The 17,241-nt window shown below is 50.1% G+C and carries 16 protein-coding genes; 13 read left to right on the top strand and 3 right to left on the bottom strand.

Features of this window, described 5'->3' with window-relative positions:
• Positions 1–116 precede the first annotated feature (116 nt).
• The 8 genes from FGB90_RS11635 to FGB90_RS11600 are packed head-to-tail and all read left to right on the top strand — an operon-like array spanning position 117 to position 7,797.
• The gene (locus tag FGB90_RS11635; RefSeq protein ID WP_138811008.1) at positions 117–1,352 is read left to right on the top strand and encodes an ABC transporter substrate-binding protein; all 1,236 of its coding nucleotides are present in this window, start codon (positions 117–119) and stop codon (positions 1,350–1,352) included.
• Positions 1,330–2,208, top strand: coding sequence for an ABC transporter permease (locus FGB90_RS11630; RefSeq protein ID WP_171051797.1), 879 nt, complete (start codon positions 1,330–1,332; stop codon positions 2,206–2,208). The genes FGB90_RS11635 and FGB90_RS11630 overlap by 23 nt, the downstream gene beginning before the upstream one ends.
• Complete coding sequence (locus FGB90_RS11625) at positions 2,205–3,011, top strand: ABC transporter permease (protein WP_246056157.1); 807 nt, start codon at positions 2,205–2,207, stop codon at positions 3,009–3,011. Before FGB90_RS11630 ends, FGB90_RS11625 begins: the two co-directional genes overlap by 4 nt.
• A gap of 14 nt (positions 3,012–3,025) precedes the next feature.
• The gene (locus tag FGB90_RS11620) at positions 3,026–4,003 is read left to right on the top strand and encodes an ABC transporter ATP-binding protein (RefSeq protein ID WP_171051796.1); all 978 of its coding nucleotides are present in this window, start codon (positions 3,026–3,028) and stop codon (positions 4,001–4,003) included.
• Positions 3,996–4,598, top strand: coding sequence for a CDP-alcohol phosphatidyltransferase family protein (locus FGB90_RS11615; protein ID WP_138811005.1), 603 nt, complete (start codon positions 3,996–3,998; stop codon positions 4,596–4,598). The genes FGB90_RS11620 and FGB90_RS11615 overlap by 8 nt, the downstream gene beginning before the upstream one ends.
• Positions 4,595–6,028 (top strand): FAD-dependent oxidoreductase, encoded by a 1,434-nt coding sequence (locus tag FGB90_RS19965; RefSeq protein WP_138811004.1) that lies wholly within the window; start codon positions 4,595–4,597, stop codon positions 6,026–6,028. The genes FGB90_RS11615 and FGB90_RS19965 overlap by 4 nt, the downstream gene beginning before the upstream one ends.
• Positions 5,925–6,380 (top strand): TVP38/TMEM64 family protein, encoded by a 456-nt coding sequence (locus FGB90_RS11605; protein ID WP_246056168.1) that lies wholly within the window; start codon positions 5,925–5,927, stop codon positions 6,378–6,380. Before FGB90_RS19965 ends, FGB90_RS11605 begins: the two co-directional genes overlap by 104 nt.
• The gene (locus FGB90_RS11600) at positions 6,367–7,797 is read left to right on the top strand and encodes a dihydrolipoyl dehydrogenase family protein (RefSeq protein ID WP_138811002.1); all 1,431 of its coding nucleotides are present in this window, start codon (positions 6,367–6,369) and stop codon (positions 7,795–7,797) included. Before FGB90_RS11605 ends, FGB90_RS11600 begins: the two co-directional genes overlap by 14 nt.
• 343 nt (positions 7,798–8,140) lie before the next feature.
• Here the strand turns inward: FGB90_RS11600 and FGB90_RS11590 are convergent, their stop codons facing one another.
• Positions 8,141–8,533 carry a sigma-w pathway protein ysdB gene (locus tag FGB90_RS11590; RefSeq protein WP_138811000.1) on the bottom strand — a complete coding sequence of 131 codons (393 nt, stop codon included), beginning with the start codon at positions 8,531–8,533 and terminating at the stop codon, positions 8,141–8,143.
• 162 nt (positions 8,534–8,695) lie between these two features.
• On the opposite strand from FGB90_RS11590, the gene FGB90_RS11585 reads away from it, so the two are divergent.
• Positions 8,696–9,196, top strand: coding sequence for a dUTP diphosphatase (locus FGB90_RS11585; RefSeq protein ID WP_138810999.1), 501 nt, complete (start codon positions 8,696–8,698; stop codon positions 9,194–9,196).
• 89 nt (positions 9,197–9,285) lie between these two features.
• Complete coding sequence (locus FGB90_RS11580) at positions 9,286–10,365, top strand: M42 family metallopeptidase (RefSeq protein WP_138810998.1); 1,080 nt, start codon at positions 9,286–9,288, stop codon at positions 10,363–10,365.
• 49 nt (positions 10,366–10,414) lie between these two features.
• On the opposite strand, the gene sspI is transcribed toward FGB90_RS11580, so the two are convergent.
• Positions 10,415–10,624 carry a small acid-soluble spore protein SspI gene (sspI, locus tag FGB90_RS11575; protein WP_138810997.1) on the bottom strand — a complete coding sequence of 70 codons (210 nt, stop codon included), beginning with the start codon at positions 10,622–10,624 and terminating at the stop codon, positions 10,415–10,417.
• Positions 10,625–10,760: 136 nt separating this feature from the next.
• On the opposite strand from sspI, the gene FGB90_RS11570 reads away from it, so the two are divergent.
• From FGB90_RS11570 to pheT, 3 genes are all read left to right on the top strand, one after another.
• A complete protein-coding gene (locus tag FGB90_RS11570; RefSeq protein ID WP_138810996.1) occupies positions 10,761–11,516 on the top strand; it encodes a TrmH family RNA methyltransferase in 756 nt (251 codons plus the stop codon).
• A 557-nt stretch (positions 11,517–12,073) separates the two neighbouring features.
• Positions 12,074–13,102, top strand: coding sequence for a phenylalanine--tRNA ligase subunit alpha (gene pheS / locus FGB90_RS11565; protein WP_138810995.1), 1,029 nt, complete (start codon positions 12,074–12,076; stop codon positions 13,100–13,102).
• A 74-nt stretch (positions 13,103–13,176) separates the two neighbouring features.
• Positions 13,177–15,600, top strand: a complete 2,424-nt coding sequence (gene pheT / locus FGB90_RS11560) for a phenylalanine--tRNA ligase subunit beta (RefSeq protein WP_138810994.1) — start codon at positions 13,177–13,179, stop codon at positions 15,598–15,600.
• Between the two features lie 148 nt (positions 15,601–15,748).
• On the opposite strand, the gene FGB90_RS11555 is transcribed toward pheT, so the two are convergent.
• A complete protein-coding gene (locus tag FGB90_RS11555; protein ID WP_138810993.1) occupies positions 15,749–17,173 on the bottom strand; it encodes a 4-hydroxyphenylacetate 3-hydroxylase family protein in 1,425 nt (474 codons plus the stop codon).
• Positions 17,174–17,241 lie beyond the last annotated feature (68 nt).

The following is a 17,241-nucleotide window of genomic DNA, read 5'->3' as shown; positions in this document are numbered from 1 at the left end:
TTTTCATCTTCTGAAACGTTATCTGTATAATAAATGTACATCATATTTTTAACCATGGTCACATACATAAAATCAGCACAGTGGTACATTTAAGCAGAGAAAAAAGGAGTGGCGTTATGAATCATAAATGGAAGGTGTTATCTGCATCGCTTGGTGCACTCGTTTTTGCCGCCTGTTCGGCAGATGGTGAAGACGACCGTGCTGCGCTCATTGACCAGGAGTGGTCTGATCTTGAGGAACAGGCGGAAGGAACGGAAGTCCGCCTGTATATGTGGGGCGGGGACGAGGCAGTCAACAACTACATCGATGATTGGATATCTCCACGCGTGGAGGAAGAGTACGGCCTTGAACTGACGCGTATTCCGATGGATGCTCCGGAAGTTCTTCAGCGCCTGCAGACCGAAAAGCAGGCTGGTCAAATGGACGGGGCAGCTGATGTGATCTGGATTAACGGGGAAAATTTCCGTAATGCAAAAGAGCGTGATCTCCTGATCGGTCCGTTTGCGGATCAACTGCCGAATATGGAAGCATACATAGATGGGGACAGTCTTGATTACCAGGTGGATTTCGGAACGTCTGTTGAAGGGTACGAAGCGCCGTGGGGGAAAGTGCAGTTTGTTTTTAACTATAATACTGAACATATTGATGAACCGCCTGAAAATTTCGAGGAGCTGGCAGACTGGATTGAGAATAATCCGGGAAGGTTTACTTATCCGGAAGCGACGGACTTTACCGGCAATGCATTTCTTCGTCATCTTCTCTATGCAGGGGCTGACGATCCCGGGACACTTCTGGAAGCTGAGGCAGGTGATAGTAAATCAACGGATGCAGCTGAATATATGAAACAGTATTTGACTGCTCTTAAGCCTAATCTGTGGCGTGAAGGCCAGACATATCCCGCCTCCCTGACAGACCTTGACCGTCTTTATCAGAGAGAGGAAGTGTGGATGACAATGGGCTATAACGAAGCGAGGGCCGTAAATAAAATAGCAGATGGTACATTTCCGGAAACGACGGATACGTTTGTACTGGACAGTGGTTCCATCGGCAACACCCATTTTCTTTCTATTCCATTTAACGCTTCAAACCCCCAGGGTGCCATGGTACTGATTAACGAACTGCTTTCTCCGGAAGCGCAGCTGGAAAAGCTCGACCCTGACGGCTGGGGGGAAAATACAGTCCTTGACATATCCGCGCTTGAACCTGAAATGAGGAACTCCTTTGAAGAGATTGACCGGGGAGAATCGGTTCCCGGAGCGGAAGTACTTCAGGATGCCTATCTGCCTGAACTTGATGCAGGCTATGTTCCATGGCTGGAGGAGGTCTGGTTTGAACAAGTGGTTAAGCCGTAAAGGCGGAGGATCACTAATGGTATTGCCGGCACTCTTTACAGCTGCAATCACGGCAGGAGCGGTCATTTACGGGATCATCCTCAGTTTCAGGGACAGCTGGAACGAGAGCTGGACTTTAGAAGCGTATGCGAATCTTTTCGGTCACACTTTTTTCCTGGACTCACTCGTGTTCAGTCTTTATGTCACCGCAGTTTCGACCCTTATTTCCATAGTCATTGGAACGGTTCTTGCCAGGGGGATGTTTGTTTATCTTCGCGGCCGGAGCTGGAAATGGCTCGCCTGGCTGCCGATGCTGTTTCCTCATTTCGTTGCAGCCTATCTGATTCTTCTCTTTTTTTCGCAGAGTGGCTGGACAGCTTCACTGCTGTATCAGGCAGGTGTAATCGACACGCCCGGTCAGTTCCCGGTTCTTACCAACGACAGGTACGGAATCGGTCTGATTCTCACGTATGTATGGAAGGAAGTACCGTTTGTTATGCTTATGATGCTTCCGGTATTTTACGAGATGAATCACCGGCTGAAAGACGCAGCTGCCACACTCGGAGGAGGAAGGTACCGGCAGTTCATGGATCTGGAGTGGCATTACCTGAAGCCTGCACTGCTTGAGACCTCTGTTATCATTTTCGTATTTATAATCGGCGCCTTTGAGGTACCCTACCTTATTGGTGCCACTTATCCCAAAATGCTGCCGGTGCTCTCCTATGAATGGTTTTACGGAGGAGACTGGAGCATGCGGCCCGCGGCTTTCGCTCTAATGGCGATAATAACGGCATCAGTCCTTGTCTGTTTTTACATTATAAGCCGTACAATCCGGCGGCAGCGACAACGGATGCAGGAAGGGGGCGGAGGCTCATGAAGACTGTCAGGATGATGGCCCGTCCTTTCGTTTTTCTGCTTCTTACTGCTGTGTTTATAATTCCGGTTCTGCTTCTTTTTCTGCAGAGTGTATCTTCTCCATGGCGGTTCGGTACGCTGCTGCCCGGGGATCTGAACACAGGGGGCTGGCTTCATATTTCCGGGGATCCTGGTCTTCAGCACGCCATTATGGTTACAGTGGGCCTGGGAGCTGCGGTAGTCGCTTTAAATCTTCTGATTGCCGTTCCTGCCGCCAGGTTTCTTGCTTTCCGGGAATTCCGAGGAAAATCCGTGCTGGATACGATTCTTTTTATGCCGATTCTTGTGCCTGTCATCGCCATTGCAATGGGGCTGCATCTGGTATTTATCCGTATCGGTATAGCTGATTCCTTTACAGGCGTTCTGATTGTTCATCTGATTCCTACAGTACCGTACGCCATTCGTATTTTCAGAGCAGGTTTTGAACGCATTGGTACAAAGTGGGAGGAGCAGTGCAGGACATTGGGCTCGGGCAGATGGCAGACGTTCTGGCATGCGGAACTGCCCCGGCTTGCTCCGAGTCTGAGGGCAGCCGTATTTTTAACAATGGTTATTTCCCTCAGTCAGTATGTACTTACAGTAATAATCGGAGGGGGGAGAGTGGTTACGCTCCCACTTCTTTACTATCCTTATGCGGCGGGCGGGAACGACACAATTACAGCAGCGTTTTCCATTTTATTTGCCGCTGTTCCTGTGACCATGGTACTTGTAATTGAAATCTTATTGAGGACAGTGCTGCCGTATCCGCTAAAGAGGAGCACTTGATTGGAGAGGTGCCTGTGTCATTTCTTGAGATCGACCGGCTTTCGAAAACTTTTGGTCAAAAGCCGGTTTTTACCGATATCAGTATCAATTCAGCCGAGGGAGACATCCTGAGTCTGGCTGGTCCCTCAGGGACGGGGAAAAGTACGTTTCTCCGCTGTCTTGCAGGTCTGGAAAAACCGTCTTCAGGGCGGGTCCTGATTGATGGAGAAGATATGAGCGGTCTCCGTGCCGAAAAGCGCCCTGTGGTTCTCATGTTTCAGCAGCCTATGCTGTTTCCGCACATGACCGTACTGGAGAACGTTACATACGGACTGAAAATCCGGAAAGTCCGGCGAAAAGAGAGGACAGCCAGAGGGCTGGATATGCTTGAAAAAGTGTCTCTTAAAACCTATGCGGACAAGTACCCGTCCCAGTGTTCCGGAGGACAGCAGCAGCGTATCGCGCTTGCGAGGGCACTCATTATCAAGCCGCGGCTCCTTTTACTGGACGAGCCATTTTCCAGCCTTGATGAACAGCTCCGTCACTCCTTGCGGGTTTGGGTCAGGAATCTGCTGAAAGAGGAAAACATGACCTCTGTTTTTGTCACTCATGACAGGGAGGAAGCGGTCTTTATGGGCGATAGGCTGGCAGTAATGGACGAGGGGGGAATAGCCCAGATTGGGACAGCGGAAGAAGTGACCGGATCTCCGGTTTCATCCCGTGTGTCCCTGCTTGTCGGTGATGGCCTGAACCTGGGAAACGGTTTTGTGCCGGCTGAAGCTGTCACTCTTGAAACCTGTGTAACGGAGAATTCAGAAACTGACAGCATTGAAGCTGTCGTTGAAAGGGTATGGAAAAAACACGGGGTTACGTTTGTGAATGTGAGAACAGGAAAAGGGAACTTCACAATTCACAGCAGCAGGACGGTTTCTGAAGGGGACTCTGTGCAGCTGGTCTGGAAGAGGAGTACCTTCAGAACATTTAAACAGGTAAAGGACGATCGCCATGCTTGATACACATGCAAGAAAATACGTACAGCCTGTGATCGGCCGTACCGCTGATCTTTTCTTAAAGTGGAAGCTGACAGCCAACCAGGTAACAGCGGCATCCTTCATCATCGGGGTGACAGCGGGCCTGTGGATCTATTTCGGCATGCCGTGGCTTGCAGTGGCTGTACTCTGGCTTTCCGGCTATCTTGACGCGGTTGACGGGTCGATGGCAAGAAAAACGAAATCAACGGCTTTCGGCACGGTAATGGACGTTACTTTTGACCGTCTCGTGGAAATCAGTGTCATTCTCGGTCTCGCTTTTCTGTTTCCGGAAGTCATGTGGGCACTGCTTCTTCTCAGTGTCTCCATCATTTTTTCCATGACAGTTTTTCTGACGGTGGGAGCCGTTTCGGAACAGAAAGGGATGAAATCTTTTTATTATCAGGCGGGACTTGCAGAACGAACTGAGGGGTTCATATTGTTTACGATTATGATTCTGTTTCCCTCCATTCTCTTATATACGACACTCCTGTTTCTCGCAGTGGAGGTCTTTACTGGCGTCCAGCGTATGCTTGAGGCGAAAAGGATCCTGGGACGCGCGGAAGGAGGCGGCACATGACCCGCATTGTTCTCATTGGCGGTGGGCATGCGCATCTTGGGGTCGTGAAAAGACTCGGGAAGGAAAAGCCACCGGGACTTGCATGCACACTTGTTTCAGCAGACGATTTTCAGTATTATTCCGGAATGTTTTCCGGTTATACAGAAGGGCTTTACAGGAAAGAAGAGATCAGAATCGATCTTGCATCCTTCTGCAGGCAGAATGGTGTAACGTTCATCAGGGCGGCGGCAGAGCAGATTGACCGTGCGGGTAAACAGGTAATCACAGGCAGTGGTCCTCTCCCCTATGATCTTGTCAGCCTGAATACAGGCTCACTTGCAGATGACAGCATTCCGGGAGCAGGTGAGCACAGCCTGAGTTTAAAGCCGAACTTCATGTTCCCGGAAACGGTTCAAAAACTGAGGAAGGCAGATTTCCCGGTGATCGCCGGGGGAGGGGCAGCCGGAGTGGAGCTCGCTTTTTCCCTCGCCGCATGGCGGACAAAATACGATTACACCTCCGAGCAGGTGACGCTCCTGACTAAGGAAGATGTTCTTTCTTTCAGTGAAAAAGCAGGGGGAAAAGTGCGGCGGCTGATGGCAGAAAAGCCGATCCGTCTCCTGGAAAAGACACCGGCACGGAAAGTGACAGCAGAAACGGTGGAAACAGTCAGGGGTTCAGTGCCTTTCAGTGACCTGCTCTGGCTTACGGGACCGAAAGCCCATCCTCTTGCTGAAGGAAGTGGACTGAAAACTGACGGGAAGGGCTTTCTCCTCGTCACTGACTCCCTTCAGTCATTAGAGGATCCCGATATATTCGGTGCAGGTGACTGTGTCACACTGGAGACGAGCCCGGAACTTCCGAAAAACGGTGTTTATGCGGTACGTCAGGCTCCGGTTCTCTACGATAACCTGGTTGCCCGCGCGGCCGGAAACACACTAAAATCATTCGAAGCTCAGAAACGCTATCTTGCAATTCTATCGACAGGTGGCCAAAGGGGGCTCCTCCTCTACGGGGGGGAGGGCAGTTCACGGCAGGTGGGCCTGGATGCTGAAGAACAGAATCGACCGCAGGTTTATGAAAACCATACAGTGCAGGTGATGACCATTGTCCAGAAAGAAAGTCTTCATTATTTTCTGTATCGCTGCAGCATTGGGCGGAATGTACTTTCTGAACCGGGAAGTACTTCAGGTGAGTCCCGAAGAAATCAGGGAATGGATTTTGTCATTCGGCTTGTTCAGTCCGGTAATTTATATCCTTCTTTATACTCTGCGGCCGCTTATTCTTTTTCCCGCTTCTGTCCTGTCCATCGCCGGCGGTCTGGCTTTCGGCCCGGCAGCCGGCACGCTGTATACACTGATCGGAGCATCCGGGAGTGCCGCTCTGGCATTTATAACAGCCAGGTATCTCGGGAAAAATATTGCCGGAAAAGAGTGGAAGGGGCGTTATAAAAAAATACAGAACCAGCTGGAGAAACGGGGATTCTTCTATGTTCTGACACTCAGGATGATCCCGGTATTTAACTTTGATTTAATCAGCTATGCGGCAGGCGTTTCGAAAGTCCGGTTCATTCCTTTTATTACAGCAACCGCCCTCGGAATGATTCCCGGTGTATTTGCCTACACCTATCTTGGATCGAGCTTTGTGGACGGAGGAGCCGGTACCTGGATTTTTGCAGGCAGTCTGTTTGTAATTGTTATGCTTGTGCCGTTGTTATTCAGGGAAAAAGTCAGACAGATGCTCGGACTTACCTCAGAAAACGATACTTATAAAAGAAAGGAGGAAGGTGATGAAGAAGTATGATCTGATCGTAATTGGCGGAGGATCCGGCGGCCTGACTGCTGCCATCGGTTCCGCTCAGTTCGGAGCAGAAGTTGCTCTCATTGAGAAAGATGAGGAGCCTGGCGGGGACTGTCTTCATTATGGGTGCGTTCCTTCAAAAACCTATATAAAGGCAGCCAAAGAGATCTACCATGCGAGGCGGGCTGCAGGGGAATTCGGTTTTTCCCTTGGAGGAAAGATGGATTTCAGTGCCGTGAAAAGAAGGGTTGAGGCGGCGATCGGAGAAATTCAGCCCCACGACAGCCGGGAGCGTCTCCGGTCACTGGGTATTGATGAATATAAGGGGTTTGCTGCATTCCGTTCCAGACATGAAGTTTCCATAGATGGAAACGAGACCATTTACGGCACGCGTATCGTAATTGCCACGGGCTCGCGACCTGCCATTCCCCCAATCGAGGGGCTCGAAAATGTGCCTTACTATACAAATGAAACGATTTTTTCTCTTGATGAAATACCTGAACGTCTTGTGGTGATCGGCTCGGGTCCTGTAGGGATTGAACTTGCCCAGGCCATGGCACGGTTCGGCTCACAGGTTACCGTAGTAGATCACTCTCCTGACCTTATGGACCGGGAAGAATGGGAAATCCGTGACCATGCAAGGCGGAAACTGTCTGAGGAAATCCGGTTTATCTTTTCAGCAAAAATTACGAAAGCGCGGAGAGACGGTGGCGAACTTCGTCTTACAGCCGAGGATCAGGACAACGGAAGCGAGGTTCTTGTATGTGATGCCCTCCTTATTGCTGCCGGCAGAAAGGCAAATGTGGAGAATCTGAATCTGCAGCACGCGGAGGTTGAACTGGAGGATGGAAGCATCAAAGTAAACGGAAAAATGCAGACTACCATGAAAAACATTTATGCCTGCGGAGATGTAACCGGCACATATCCATTTACCCATGCAGCGGGAATGGAGGGGAAAAGTATTGTAGCCAATGCCCTTTTCGGTCTTCGCAGGCACACGGACTACACCCACTTTCCCTACGTGATCTATACAGATCCGGAAGTCTTCCATCTCGGGCTGACCGAGAAACAGGCACGTGACCAGTATCAGGATGAAATTCACGTCTACAAGGTTCAGGGAGACGAGGTGGACCGCTTCATCGCTGAAAGGGATAAAGATGCATTCGTGAAAATCATTACCGACAAAAAAGGCTTTATTCTCGGTGCTCATGCGATCGGAACATCCGCCGGTGACTGGATGCAGCAGATCGTCTTTGCAAAGCATCACGGCCACAGACTGAAAGATATATCAAGTGTGATTCAGCCGTATCCGGCCAGAGGTGAAATCGTGTCCAAAGCTGCGGACGAGTACTGGCGAAAGCGCCTGTTCAGCGGATGGATCCCACAGGTCACCCGGAAGTTCGTAAAGTGGTTCCGTTAGCAGTGGAGTGCGGTTTCTGCGGGGCAGGGGACACTGGAACATAAGGAAAGTGTTTTGACGAGAATCCGAACAAAAAGCTGTCAGGCGGTTGAAATATTCGCCGACTCCTGCGGGAGGAAAAGCGCAGGTGAGACCCCGCAGGGCGAAGCACGCGGAGGCTCAGCCGCTTCCCGCGGAAAGTGGCGTATATTTCAGGAACGTTTATCTGCAGCCCATTTTGACTGTTCCGATTTTCTTCTGTCTCCGCACTTCTGTCCCAGCCCCATCACACGGGGAGGTCCTGTGACGACACACGGACAAAAAACCCGCAAGGCTGTTCCAGATGGAGCCTTCCGGGTTAAAATCAATTCATTTTTTTCAGCAGCTCCTTAATCGGACTGCGCCATTCGATCTTCGCATTCGGATAGCGGATCGAAATTTCTTTTTCTATGAACAGGAAATCTGTTTTGCTGAGTCCTTTCAGCTTGTCTGTTTCCTCCGTCCAGACGGTGACCGAGGTTACGTCAAAGGAATCATCCACCGTCCCGAGGTATTTTTCACCCTCAAACATTACGTACCTGTAGGTAAGGAGAAAGTTCCGACGGACATTTTCCGAATCATCGAGAAAGTGAAAGCCCCCGCGTCTGTGAGCGACCTCAAGCTTGCGGCGAGGGTCGATTATATACTTTATGACACTGAATACGAGGATACTGACGGCAATGAGGAGCAGGATGCGAAATAGTATCACGGTAAACATGAGTGATCTCTCCCTCTTTTAAAGCGTAAATCCGGCCCTGCATCTGCAGGTTTTACCGGCAGTCCCAGGGCAGTCGTTGTATTGTTCTACGTTCCGTTCTACTGTAAGGTTTCAAAATAAATGTGATTTCATCCGAAATACTGCAAAAGGAGTACATGATAAATGACCTTTACCCGATTATTTGAAATGCAAAAAGCACTCGACAGACATATCGAGCAATCAAAGGGGCTCGCAGACGAGGATCTCCTCGACAGAAAATTTCTCGCATTTCATGTGGAGCTGGGCGAGCTGGCCAATGAAACCCGCTGTTTTAAATTCTGGAGCAGTAAACCGCCTTCTCCACAAGAAGTCATCCTTGAAGAATATGTGGACGGAGTCCATTTTCTCATGTCCATCGGCATCGAACTCGGCTTTGATGACGATACCGGCCGTACTTACCGCCAGGCGGAAAGTGAAAGCGGCGAGGCACTTGCAGACCGGTTTAATTCCGTTATTCAGGCCGTTGAAAGTGTGCGTCAGACCCGAACCCGGGAAGCGTACACCCGCTTTTTTGACAGTTACACCGCTCTTGGAAGTGCACTCGGCTTTTCCGGGGAAGAGGTGGAAAATGCCTACCTGAAAAAAAATGAAGTGAATTATGAACGTCAGAGGAAAGGGTATTAAAGTCCTGATAATTGTCCCGCGCATAGAAACACGTTATACTGAGGTGTGGAAAGATACATAATTTTTTAACAATAACAGGGGGTAAAACAATGGATCAAACGCTTAAAATGCTCAAAGAGCTCACTGACGCCAACGGAATCCCGGGAAACGAGCGGGAAGCACGTGATGTTATGAAAAAGCACATTGCGCCGTTTGCCGATGAAGTCGAAACTGACGGCCTAGGAAGTCTTATTGCAAAGAAAACAGGTTCTGTTTCGGATGGACCGAAAGTCATGGTAGCCGGGCACCTGGATGAAATCGGATTTATGGTCACAAATATCGATGACAAAGGTTTTGTAAAGTTCCAGACTGTCGGTGGATGGTGGGAGCAGGTAATGCTCGCCCAGCGCGTGACGGTAATGACAAAAGAAGGGAACGTTCCTGGTGTCATCGGTTCGAAGCCGCCGCATATTCTTCCTCCGGAAGCCCGGAAGAAGAGTGTGGACAAAAAGGATATGTACATTGATATCGGAGCGTCAAGCCGTGAGGAAGCGGAGTCGTTCGGAGTACGTCCAGGAGATTCCGTTGTTCCTGTCTGTGAATTCACAGTGATGAATAACGAAAAACTTCTTATGGCCAAAGCGTGGGATAACCGGATCGGCTGTGCCATTGCCATTGAGGTGCTGCGCCGCCTGAAAGATGAAGAGCACCCGAACACAGTTTACGGTGTCGGAACTGTTCAGGAGGAAGTTGGTCTCCGCGGTGCCCGTACGTCAGCCCACCACATTCAGCCGGATATCGGCTTTGGTGTTGACGTTGGAATTGCCGGTGATACACCGGGTGTATCCGACAAGGATGCTCTTGCGAAAATGGGTGACGGTCCACAGATTATTATGTATGATGCTTCCATGGTCAGTCACAAAGGTCTCCGTGACTTTGTAACAGGGACTGCAGATGAAAAGGAAATTCCATACCAGTTTGACTACGTTCCGGGCGGCGGTACGGACTCAGGGGCAATCCACCTGACAGCCAACGGTGTACCGGCACTGTCGATTACGATCGCTACACGCTACATTCATACCCACGCAGGAATTCTCCATCGTGATGACTTTGAAAACGCGGTGAAGCTGATTGTGGAAGTTATTAAAAAACTCGACCGCGACACAGTAAATAAAATTACTTTTGAGTAATGAATAAAACAGGACAAAAGGCCGGATGCTCCCAGCACCGGCCTTTTTCCTACCTTTGAAGTCCATTGGAAATCTGCTGAATAACCTGCTGTTTTTCCTGGTCACTTGCGTTTTTCCAGTAAACTTCAAACATAACGCCAAGACCGGGCAGCATTTTTTCCTCGTTACTCTGAATGGCATCCTGAATCGTAGCTTCAACTTTTTCCTCGTCACTGCCCTGGATATTATCCATAATGGCACCGCGCAGATTAAAACCCATCAAGATCATCCTTTCTCCACGTATTCACGAAACGGCCGTCCATTTTGGATGGAGTCTCGTTTGTAGTATGATAAGTTGAGCAGAAATATATGTATAAAGCGCATGATTAACGTCAGGCTGAAAAAAGGAGACAATCATGGAACGAATTGAATCACCGAAAAATGCGAAAGTAAAAGCGTGGAAAAAACTGCACACGAAGCGGGGGCGGGAAAAAAGCAGCCTGTTTTTTATAGAAGGCCGTCATCTCATTGAGGAAGCTCTTAAAGCGAATGTTCCCTTTAAAGAGCTGATCATCCGTGAAGGGGAGGAAATGCCGAGAGAATGGAAAGCAGCAGACGTGAAACCGGTTGAAGTGACCGACCGGGTCATGAGGGAACTTGCCGATACGGAGACACCCCAGGGCTTTGCTGCCATATGCGAGCTTCCCGAGAACCGGAACATTCCTCTGGAAAAGGGCCAGTTTCTGTTTCTCGACCGCATACAGGATCCGGGTAACCTGGGGACGATTATCCGGACAGCCCATGCGGCAGGGATTAACGGACTTGTCCTGTCGGAAGGCACTGCCGACCCGTACAACAGTAAAGTACTGAGAGCTGCACAGGGATCTGTGTTCCATATACCGGTTCAGAAGATGGAACTCGGAGAGGCAGTCACCCTCTGTCAGGAAAATAAAGTACCGGTTTTCGGCACCTCCCTTGAAGGCAGCACCTATTCGGCCATTGAGCCTCAGGAGAATTTTGCCCTGATCCTGGGCAACGAAGGCCAGGGGATCGAAGAGGCTCTGCTTGAACAGACTGATCAGAACATCTATATTCCACTCTATGGGGGAGCGGAATCCCTCAACGTGAGCGTTGCCTGCGGAATTCTTGTATATCACCTGAAACAGGTATAAAAGGGTCCTGTCAGGGCGATGCTTGAAATGAAAATCCGTTTGCGCGAAGCGGTAAAACAGGCTATAATAAGGCGTACATTTGAAACAGTATGAAAAGCGATAACGGAGAGCAGTAAGCTGAGCGTCAGCATGCAGGGAGAAAATGCCCCGGACTGAAAGCATTTTTATGCGCGACACAGCTGAATTCACTCCCGAGCTGGCACCGGAACACAGACCCTCCGTCTGTTAAGGCTGCCCGGACGTTTGTCCGTTACAATGCATGAGTGAGTATACGTTATTAACGTTGCTAATCAGGGTGGTACCGCGAGTCTTCGTCCCTATTTTCAGGGAGAAGGCTCTTTTTTGTAGGCTGTTTTCGTGCTGCTGCACTTAGCGCCCTAAAGCGAAAGGCATGAAGGAAAAGAACAAATGAAAGCAAACCCGAAATGCCCGCAGACTCCAGCAGGAAAGCGAGACAGATGACACCCCGCAGGTGCACTTCCCGGGGAGGCTCAGCGCGAGCCTGCGGAAAGCAGAGGGCATGAAGGTTTAATTTATATCAATAAGGAGGATCCAATATGATTGACCGTTTAGAAGAACTGCAGGCGGAAGCACTTGAAAAAGTGAGCCGGGCAGAAGACCTGAAAGATCTTAAAGAAGTCCGTGTTTCCTATCTCGGAAAAAAAGGACCAATTACCGAGGTTCTTAAAGGCATGGGCAAACTCTCCGGCGAGGAGCGCCCGAAAGTCGGCCAGAAGGCTAACGAAGTCAGGGACGCCATCACCAGCGCCATTGAAGAAAAAGAAGCCCGCCTCGAGCAGGAGGAACTTGACCGAAAGCTTAAAGAGGAAAGCATTGATGTCACACTGCCGGCGCGCCCCGTCCGCCGCGGCAACCGTCACCCGCTCACGAGCGTGACCGAGACACTTGAAGATATCTTTATCGGGATGGGCTTTACCGTAGCCGAAGGTCCTGAAGTGGAAACCGATTACTACAACTTTGAATCCCTGAACCTTCCGAAAGACCACCCTGCCCGTGACATGCAGGATACGTTTTTCATTACCCCGGATCTGCTTCTGCGTACACAGACATCTCCGGTACAGACCAGAACGATGGAAAAACACGAAGGCAAGGGGCCGGTCAAAATTATCTGCCCGGGGAAAGTATACCGCCGCGATGAGGATGATGCGACCCACTCCCACCAGTTTATGCAGATTGAAGGACTCATGGTGGACAAAAACATCCGTATGAGCGACCTGAAAGGGGTACTGGAGACATTTGTGAAAAATTACTTCGGTGAGGACCGTGAAATCCGTCTTCGCCCAAGCTTTTTCCCATTCACAGAGCCGTCGGCTGAGCTCGATATTTCCTGTGCGATCTGCGGCGGGGAAGGGTGCCGCACATGTAAACAGACCGGCTGGATTGAGGTGCTTGGTACCGGAATGGTTCACCCGAACGTACTTAAAATGGGCGGCTTCGACCCGGAAGTGTATTCAGGATTTGCCTTTGGTATGGGTGTTGAGCGTCTGGCGATGCTTCGCTACGGCATTGACGACATCCGTCATTTCTACACAAACGATGTCCGTTTTCTTTCGCAGTTTAAATAACTGCACGGAACAGAGGTTTTGAAAATGATCAAAAAATATTATGAACGGTCAAACAGAAACAAGGAGGAGATCCCGTGCTGATTTCATATAACTGGCTCAGAGAATACCTGAATATTGATGATTACACGCCGGCCCAGATTGCAGAAAAGCTGACACGCAGCGGGGTGGAAGTGGATATTCTGCATGAACTCAATAAAGGAATTAAAGGCGTCGTGGTGGGGCATGTACTGGAGTGCGAACAGCACCCGGATGCTGATAAATTAAAAGTCTGCCAGGTGGACGTTGGAGAAGTCGAACCTGTCCAGATCGTCTGCGGGGCCAAAAACGTCGGCAAAGGGCAGTTTGTACCTGTGGCAAAAGTCGGGGCCCGTCTTCCGGGAGATTTCAAGATTAAGAAGGCGAAGCTTCGCGGCCAGGTTTCCCAGGGCATGATCTGTTCCCTGCAGGAGCTCGGATACGAAGGGAAGCTTGTCTCCAAAAGCTATGCGGAAGGAATTTTTGTATTCCCCCACGAGGTTACACCGGGAGAAGATGCCCTGGAAGAGCTGAATCTGAATGATACAGTACTTGAACTCGATCTTACCCCGAATCGTTCAGACTGCCTGAGCATGATCGGAACCGCATACGAGGTAGGCGCAATTCTTAACCGGGAACCGAAACTGCCGGCACCCCGTGTGCATACATCAGGGGAAAAGGCATCGGATCTCGTGAGCGTACAAGTGGACAGCAGTGAGGATACACCGTATTACGGTGCCACAATCATCCGTAACCTGGAAATTAAGGAATCCCCCCTCTGGCTGCAGAACCGTCTGATGGCTGCGGGCATCCGTCCGATCAGCAATGTGGTGGATATTACGAACTACGTGCTCCTTGAATACGGTCAGCCGCTTCATGCATTCGACTACGACCGGCTGGGTTCACAGGAGATTCTCGTGCGCCGGGCAAAGAGCGGTGAAAAAATGGTGACCCTTGATGATCAGGAGCGGGTGCTTTCCGAAGATCACCTTGTAATTACAAACGGTGAAGTCCCGGTCGCTCTTGCCGGTGTGATGGGAGGAGCAGATTCCGAGGTGCATGAAGGAACAACAGCCGTACTGCTTGAAGCAGCCGTCTTCAACGGCTCTGTAATCCGCAGAGCGGTAAAAGATACGGGCCTCAGAAGTGATGCAAGTACGCGGTTTGAAAAAGGGGTGGATGCTTCACGGGTGAAGGAAGCAGCCCGTCGTGCGGCATCTCTTATGGCAGAACTTGCCGGCGGAACCATTGCCGAAGGAGTTGAAGAGGCGGACAACCGTGACACGGGAAAACTGGAAGTGGAGCTGAGCCTTGAGCGTCTGAACAGAAAACTGGGCACTTCACTTTCGGATGAAACAGTGTCTGACATTCTGCATCGTCTCGATTTCCCGTTAACGAAAACATCCCGCGGCTTTAATGTGGCCGTGCCGATGCGCCGTCCAGATCTTTCAATCGAGGTGGACCTTATAGAGGAAGTGGCCCGCCTTTACGGCTACGACAACATCCCGACTACCCTTCCGGATTCGGTTACAACGCCGGGAGGCCTGACAAAAAGACAGGTACTTAAGCGTCGCAGCCGCCGCTATCTTGAGAGTGCCGGGCTGAACGAAGCGATTACTTACGCTCTTACAACAGGTGAAAAAGAAGCATCAGTCCGTCCAGCTCACCTTGAGCACGAAGTGAAACTGGCACTGCCAATGAGTGAGGACCGCAGCACACTGCGTACAACACTGATTCCTCACCTGCTTGAGGCTCTCAGTCACAACAGAAAGCGGAGCATCTACGATGCAGCGCTCTTTGAACTGTCGGCAGTATTCCATACGAGCGTGGCTGACCTGCAATTTCAGCCGGAAGAAAAGCTGAACCTGGCAGGAGCGCTTATGGGGACTTGGCAGGAGCATCCGTGGCAGCAGGAGAAAAAACAAGTGGATTTCTATGTTGCTAAAGGACTTGTGGAAGGCCTTGCCAAAGAGCTGGACACCGAGGGTGCTCTGGAATTTGAGCAGGCAGAAATTAAAGGCATGCATCCGGGACGCGGAGCCCGGGTGATGGTTGACGGGCGTTACGCAGGTTTTGTGGCCCAGGTTCATCCTGCCGTCGCAAAAGACTGGTCTCTCAAGGAAGTCTACGTGTTTGAACTGGATTTTGATGTTCTGACGGAAAACACAAAGGGAGACGTGCGTTACGAGCCGATTCCGCGCTTCCCGTCAATCGACAGAGATATTGCTCTTGTCGTTGATGAAAAAGTATCTGCCGGGCAGCTTGAAGCTGTCATCCGTGAAGAAGGCGGCCATCTGCTCCGTGACGTAAAACTGTTTGACCTGTACGAAGGGGAGAACCTGGAAGAGGGCAGGAAATCCATTGCCTTTTCCCTGCGGTATCTCGATCCGGAACGTACCCTCACCGATGAGGACGTGACCCGGGTTCATAACCGGGTTGTGGAGGCACTGGAAGAAAAGCTCGGTGCAGCCCTTAGAAGTTAAACGGCTGTGCTGTATGTAAAGAAGCCCTGGAGACGGTCATGTCTTCAGGGCTTCTGTCATTTTTAATGCAAGTAGTGAGGAGTTTCTTCGAAGTTACTTACTTTTGTTTTAATGAGGCCTGCCACCTGGCGTGGGGAAAAGTCGTTCTCTATAAAAACTTCTTCACCAGCTCTTTATGAATACTGGAATCATACGACCTGTATATAGACTGGGAAAGCCGGACGGGATCACCGAAAAAGAAACGTTCATACAGGGTCTGCCTTGAGCCGAAATGACTCATACAGAGATCGGAGGCAAGGCTGAACAGCTCAACGCGGTCACGTCCGTTTATGTTAAAACCTCTGAGATACCGGTTCAGATCCTCTCCGATGGGGGAATCAAACTGGGCTTTATCCGGTAGACAGATCATTCCGCTTGCCCCGAGAATCTGAATAATTTCCGTAAATCGTGCGCAGGATTTCTGAAACATGGAGACAGCGACATACAGGGGTCCTGCGGCAGGGACGAGAACACCGCGTTCATCTTTTTCAGCTTCTGATTCAGAACGTCCCAGCAGTGCCCTCACGCATTCGAGCCCGCAGATGATTTCCGTTATTTTAAGCTGGACATGTTCGTACTCTGAAATGTTGATTGTATCGACAATCAGCTGGGCAACTCCCAGGATGAATTCAGTTTTAACGATCTGCCTTGAGACGACCTGATGAAGGGCGAAAGATGCGAAATGACTTTGCTTAAAAAAGTGGTCGGCGATTTTATTGTTGTCATAGTAAAAGATCCGTTCCCATGGCACGAGGACACGGTCGAAGATGACAAGACTGTCCATCTCCTCGAACCGGCTGGACAGCGGCGAGTCGAAACGCTCTCCTGTTCCTGAAAAGGGTTTTCTGCATGCAAAAGTAAGTCCTTTTGTATCTGCAGGTAATGAAAAGGCAAATGCCTGATCCTTATCCATGAGGCCCGGTGGTGAGTAGACAATAATCTCGTCAGTCATCCCGCCCTGGGTAGCAAGCAGTTTTGCTCCGGAAACGATAATCCCGTCTTCTGTCCGGTCCACAGTCCTGGCATTTGGCGGATCTTCGTCCATAAAGGCAAGGGAACCGCGGTTGCACTGGGGGTTAATAAAAGTATGGGTAAACGAAAGGTCCTTTTCAATTGCCCGATCGTAAAGCTTTACGATGTTTTCCGGAAAACAGTTTTCCTCCCCTTCAAGAAGGTGGATGGAACTGCGGAATGCAGCGAGCACAGTGTTCATATAATCCGGACTCCGTCCCATAAGGCCGCCTGTATGTCTCGCCCACAACTGAACCATTTCTCTTTTTTTCTCCAGATCCTTCCGTGTTTTTGGAATGATGAACGATGTGCCGAAAGATCGGCCGTGACAGTCTTTGTGAATAAGAAGGCTCTCATGCTCGGAGCATTTCTGAAGGTCATAAAGAAGTGCCTGACTTTTTACAGCACCGCTGAATGCTGCATGCTTTGAGATTGGCCCGGAAATCTGTCTGCCTTCTATCCAGATGTTCGAATTCAGCCTGTCGATCCGCCGGATGTATTCTTTTCCTGATATAACAGCCATACCGGTCCTCCGTTTCCGTTCAGCAAATAATATACAGTTTATGAACGATTGGGCGACTGGTTCCACTT

Source organism: Alteribacter natronophilus (genome assembly GCF_006007885.1).
Classification (GTDB): Bacteria; Bacillota; Bacilli; order Bacillales; family Salisediminibacteriaceae; genus Alteribacter; species Alteribacter natronophilus.
The sequence above is the reverse complement of the archived record's forward strand: the minus strand, read 5'-3'. Positions and strand labels throughout refer to the sequence as shown.

Coding starts and splice junctions, on each gene's coding strand:
- FGB90_RS11590 (WP_138811000.1), bottom strand. CDS start 8,533: ATGTTTACCGTGATACTATTTCGCATCCTGCTCCTCATTGCCGTCAGT.
- FGB90_RS11625 (WP_246056157.1), top strand. CDS start 2,205: ATGAAGACTGTCAGGATGATGGCCCGTCCTTTCGTTTTTCTGCTTCTT.
- FGB90_RS11580 (WP_138810998.1), top strand. CDS start 9,286: ATGGATCAAACGCTTAAAATGCTCAAAGAGCTCACTGACGCCAACGGA.
- FGB90_RS11635 (WP_138811008.1), top strand. CDS start 117: ATGAATCATAAATGGAAGGTGTTATCTGCATCGCTTGGTGCACTCGTT.
- FGB90_RS11585 (WP_138810999.1), top strand. CDS start 8,696: ATGACCTTTACCCGATTATTTGAAATGCAAAAAGCACTCGACAGACAT.
- pheS (WP_138810995.1), top strand. CDS start 12,074: ATGATTGACCGTTTAGAAGAACTGCAGGCGGAAGCACTTGAAAAAGTG.
- sspI (WP_138810997.1), bottom strand. CDS start 10,624: ATGGGTTTTAATCTGCGCGGTGCCATTATGGATAATATCCAGGGCAGT.
- FGB90_RS11555 (WP_138810993.1), bottom strand. CDS start 17,173: ATGGCTGTTATATCAGGAAAAGAATACATCCGGCGGATCGACAGGCTG.
- FGB90_RS11570 (WP_138810996.1), top strand. CDS start 10,761: ATGGAACGAATTGAATCACCGAAAAATGCGAAAGTAAAAGCGTGGAAA.
- FGB90_RS19965 (WP_138811004.1), top strand. CDS start 4,595: ATGACCCGCATTGTTCTCATTGGCGGTGGGCATGCGCATCTTGGGGTC.
- FGB90_RS11600 (WP_138811002.1), top strand. CDS start 6,367: ATGAAGAAGTATGATCTGATCGTAATTGGCGGAGGATCCGGCGGCCTG.
- FGB90_RS11615 (WP_138811005.1), top strand. CDS start 3,996: ATGCTTGATACACATGCAAGAAAATACGTACAGCCTGTGATCGGCCGT.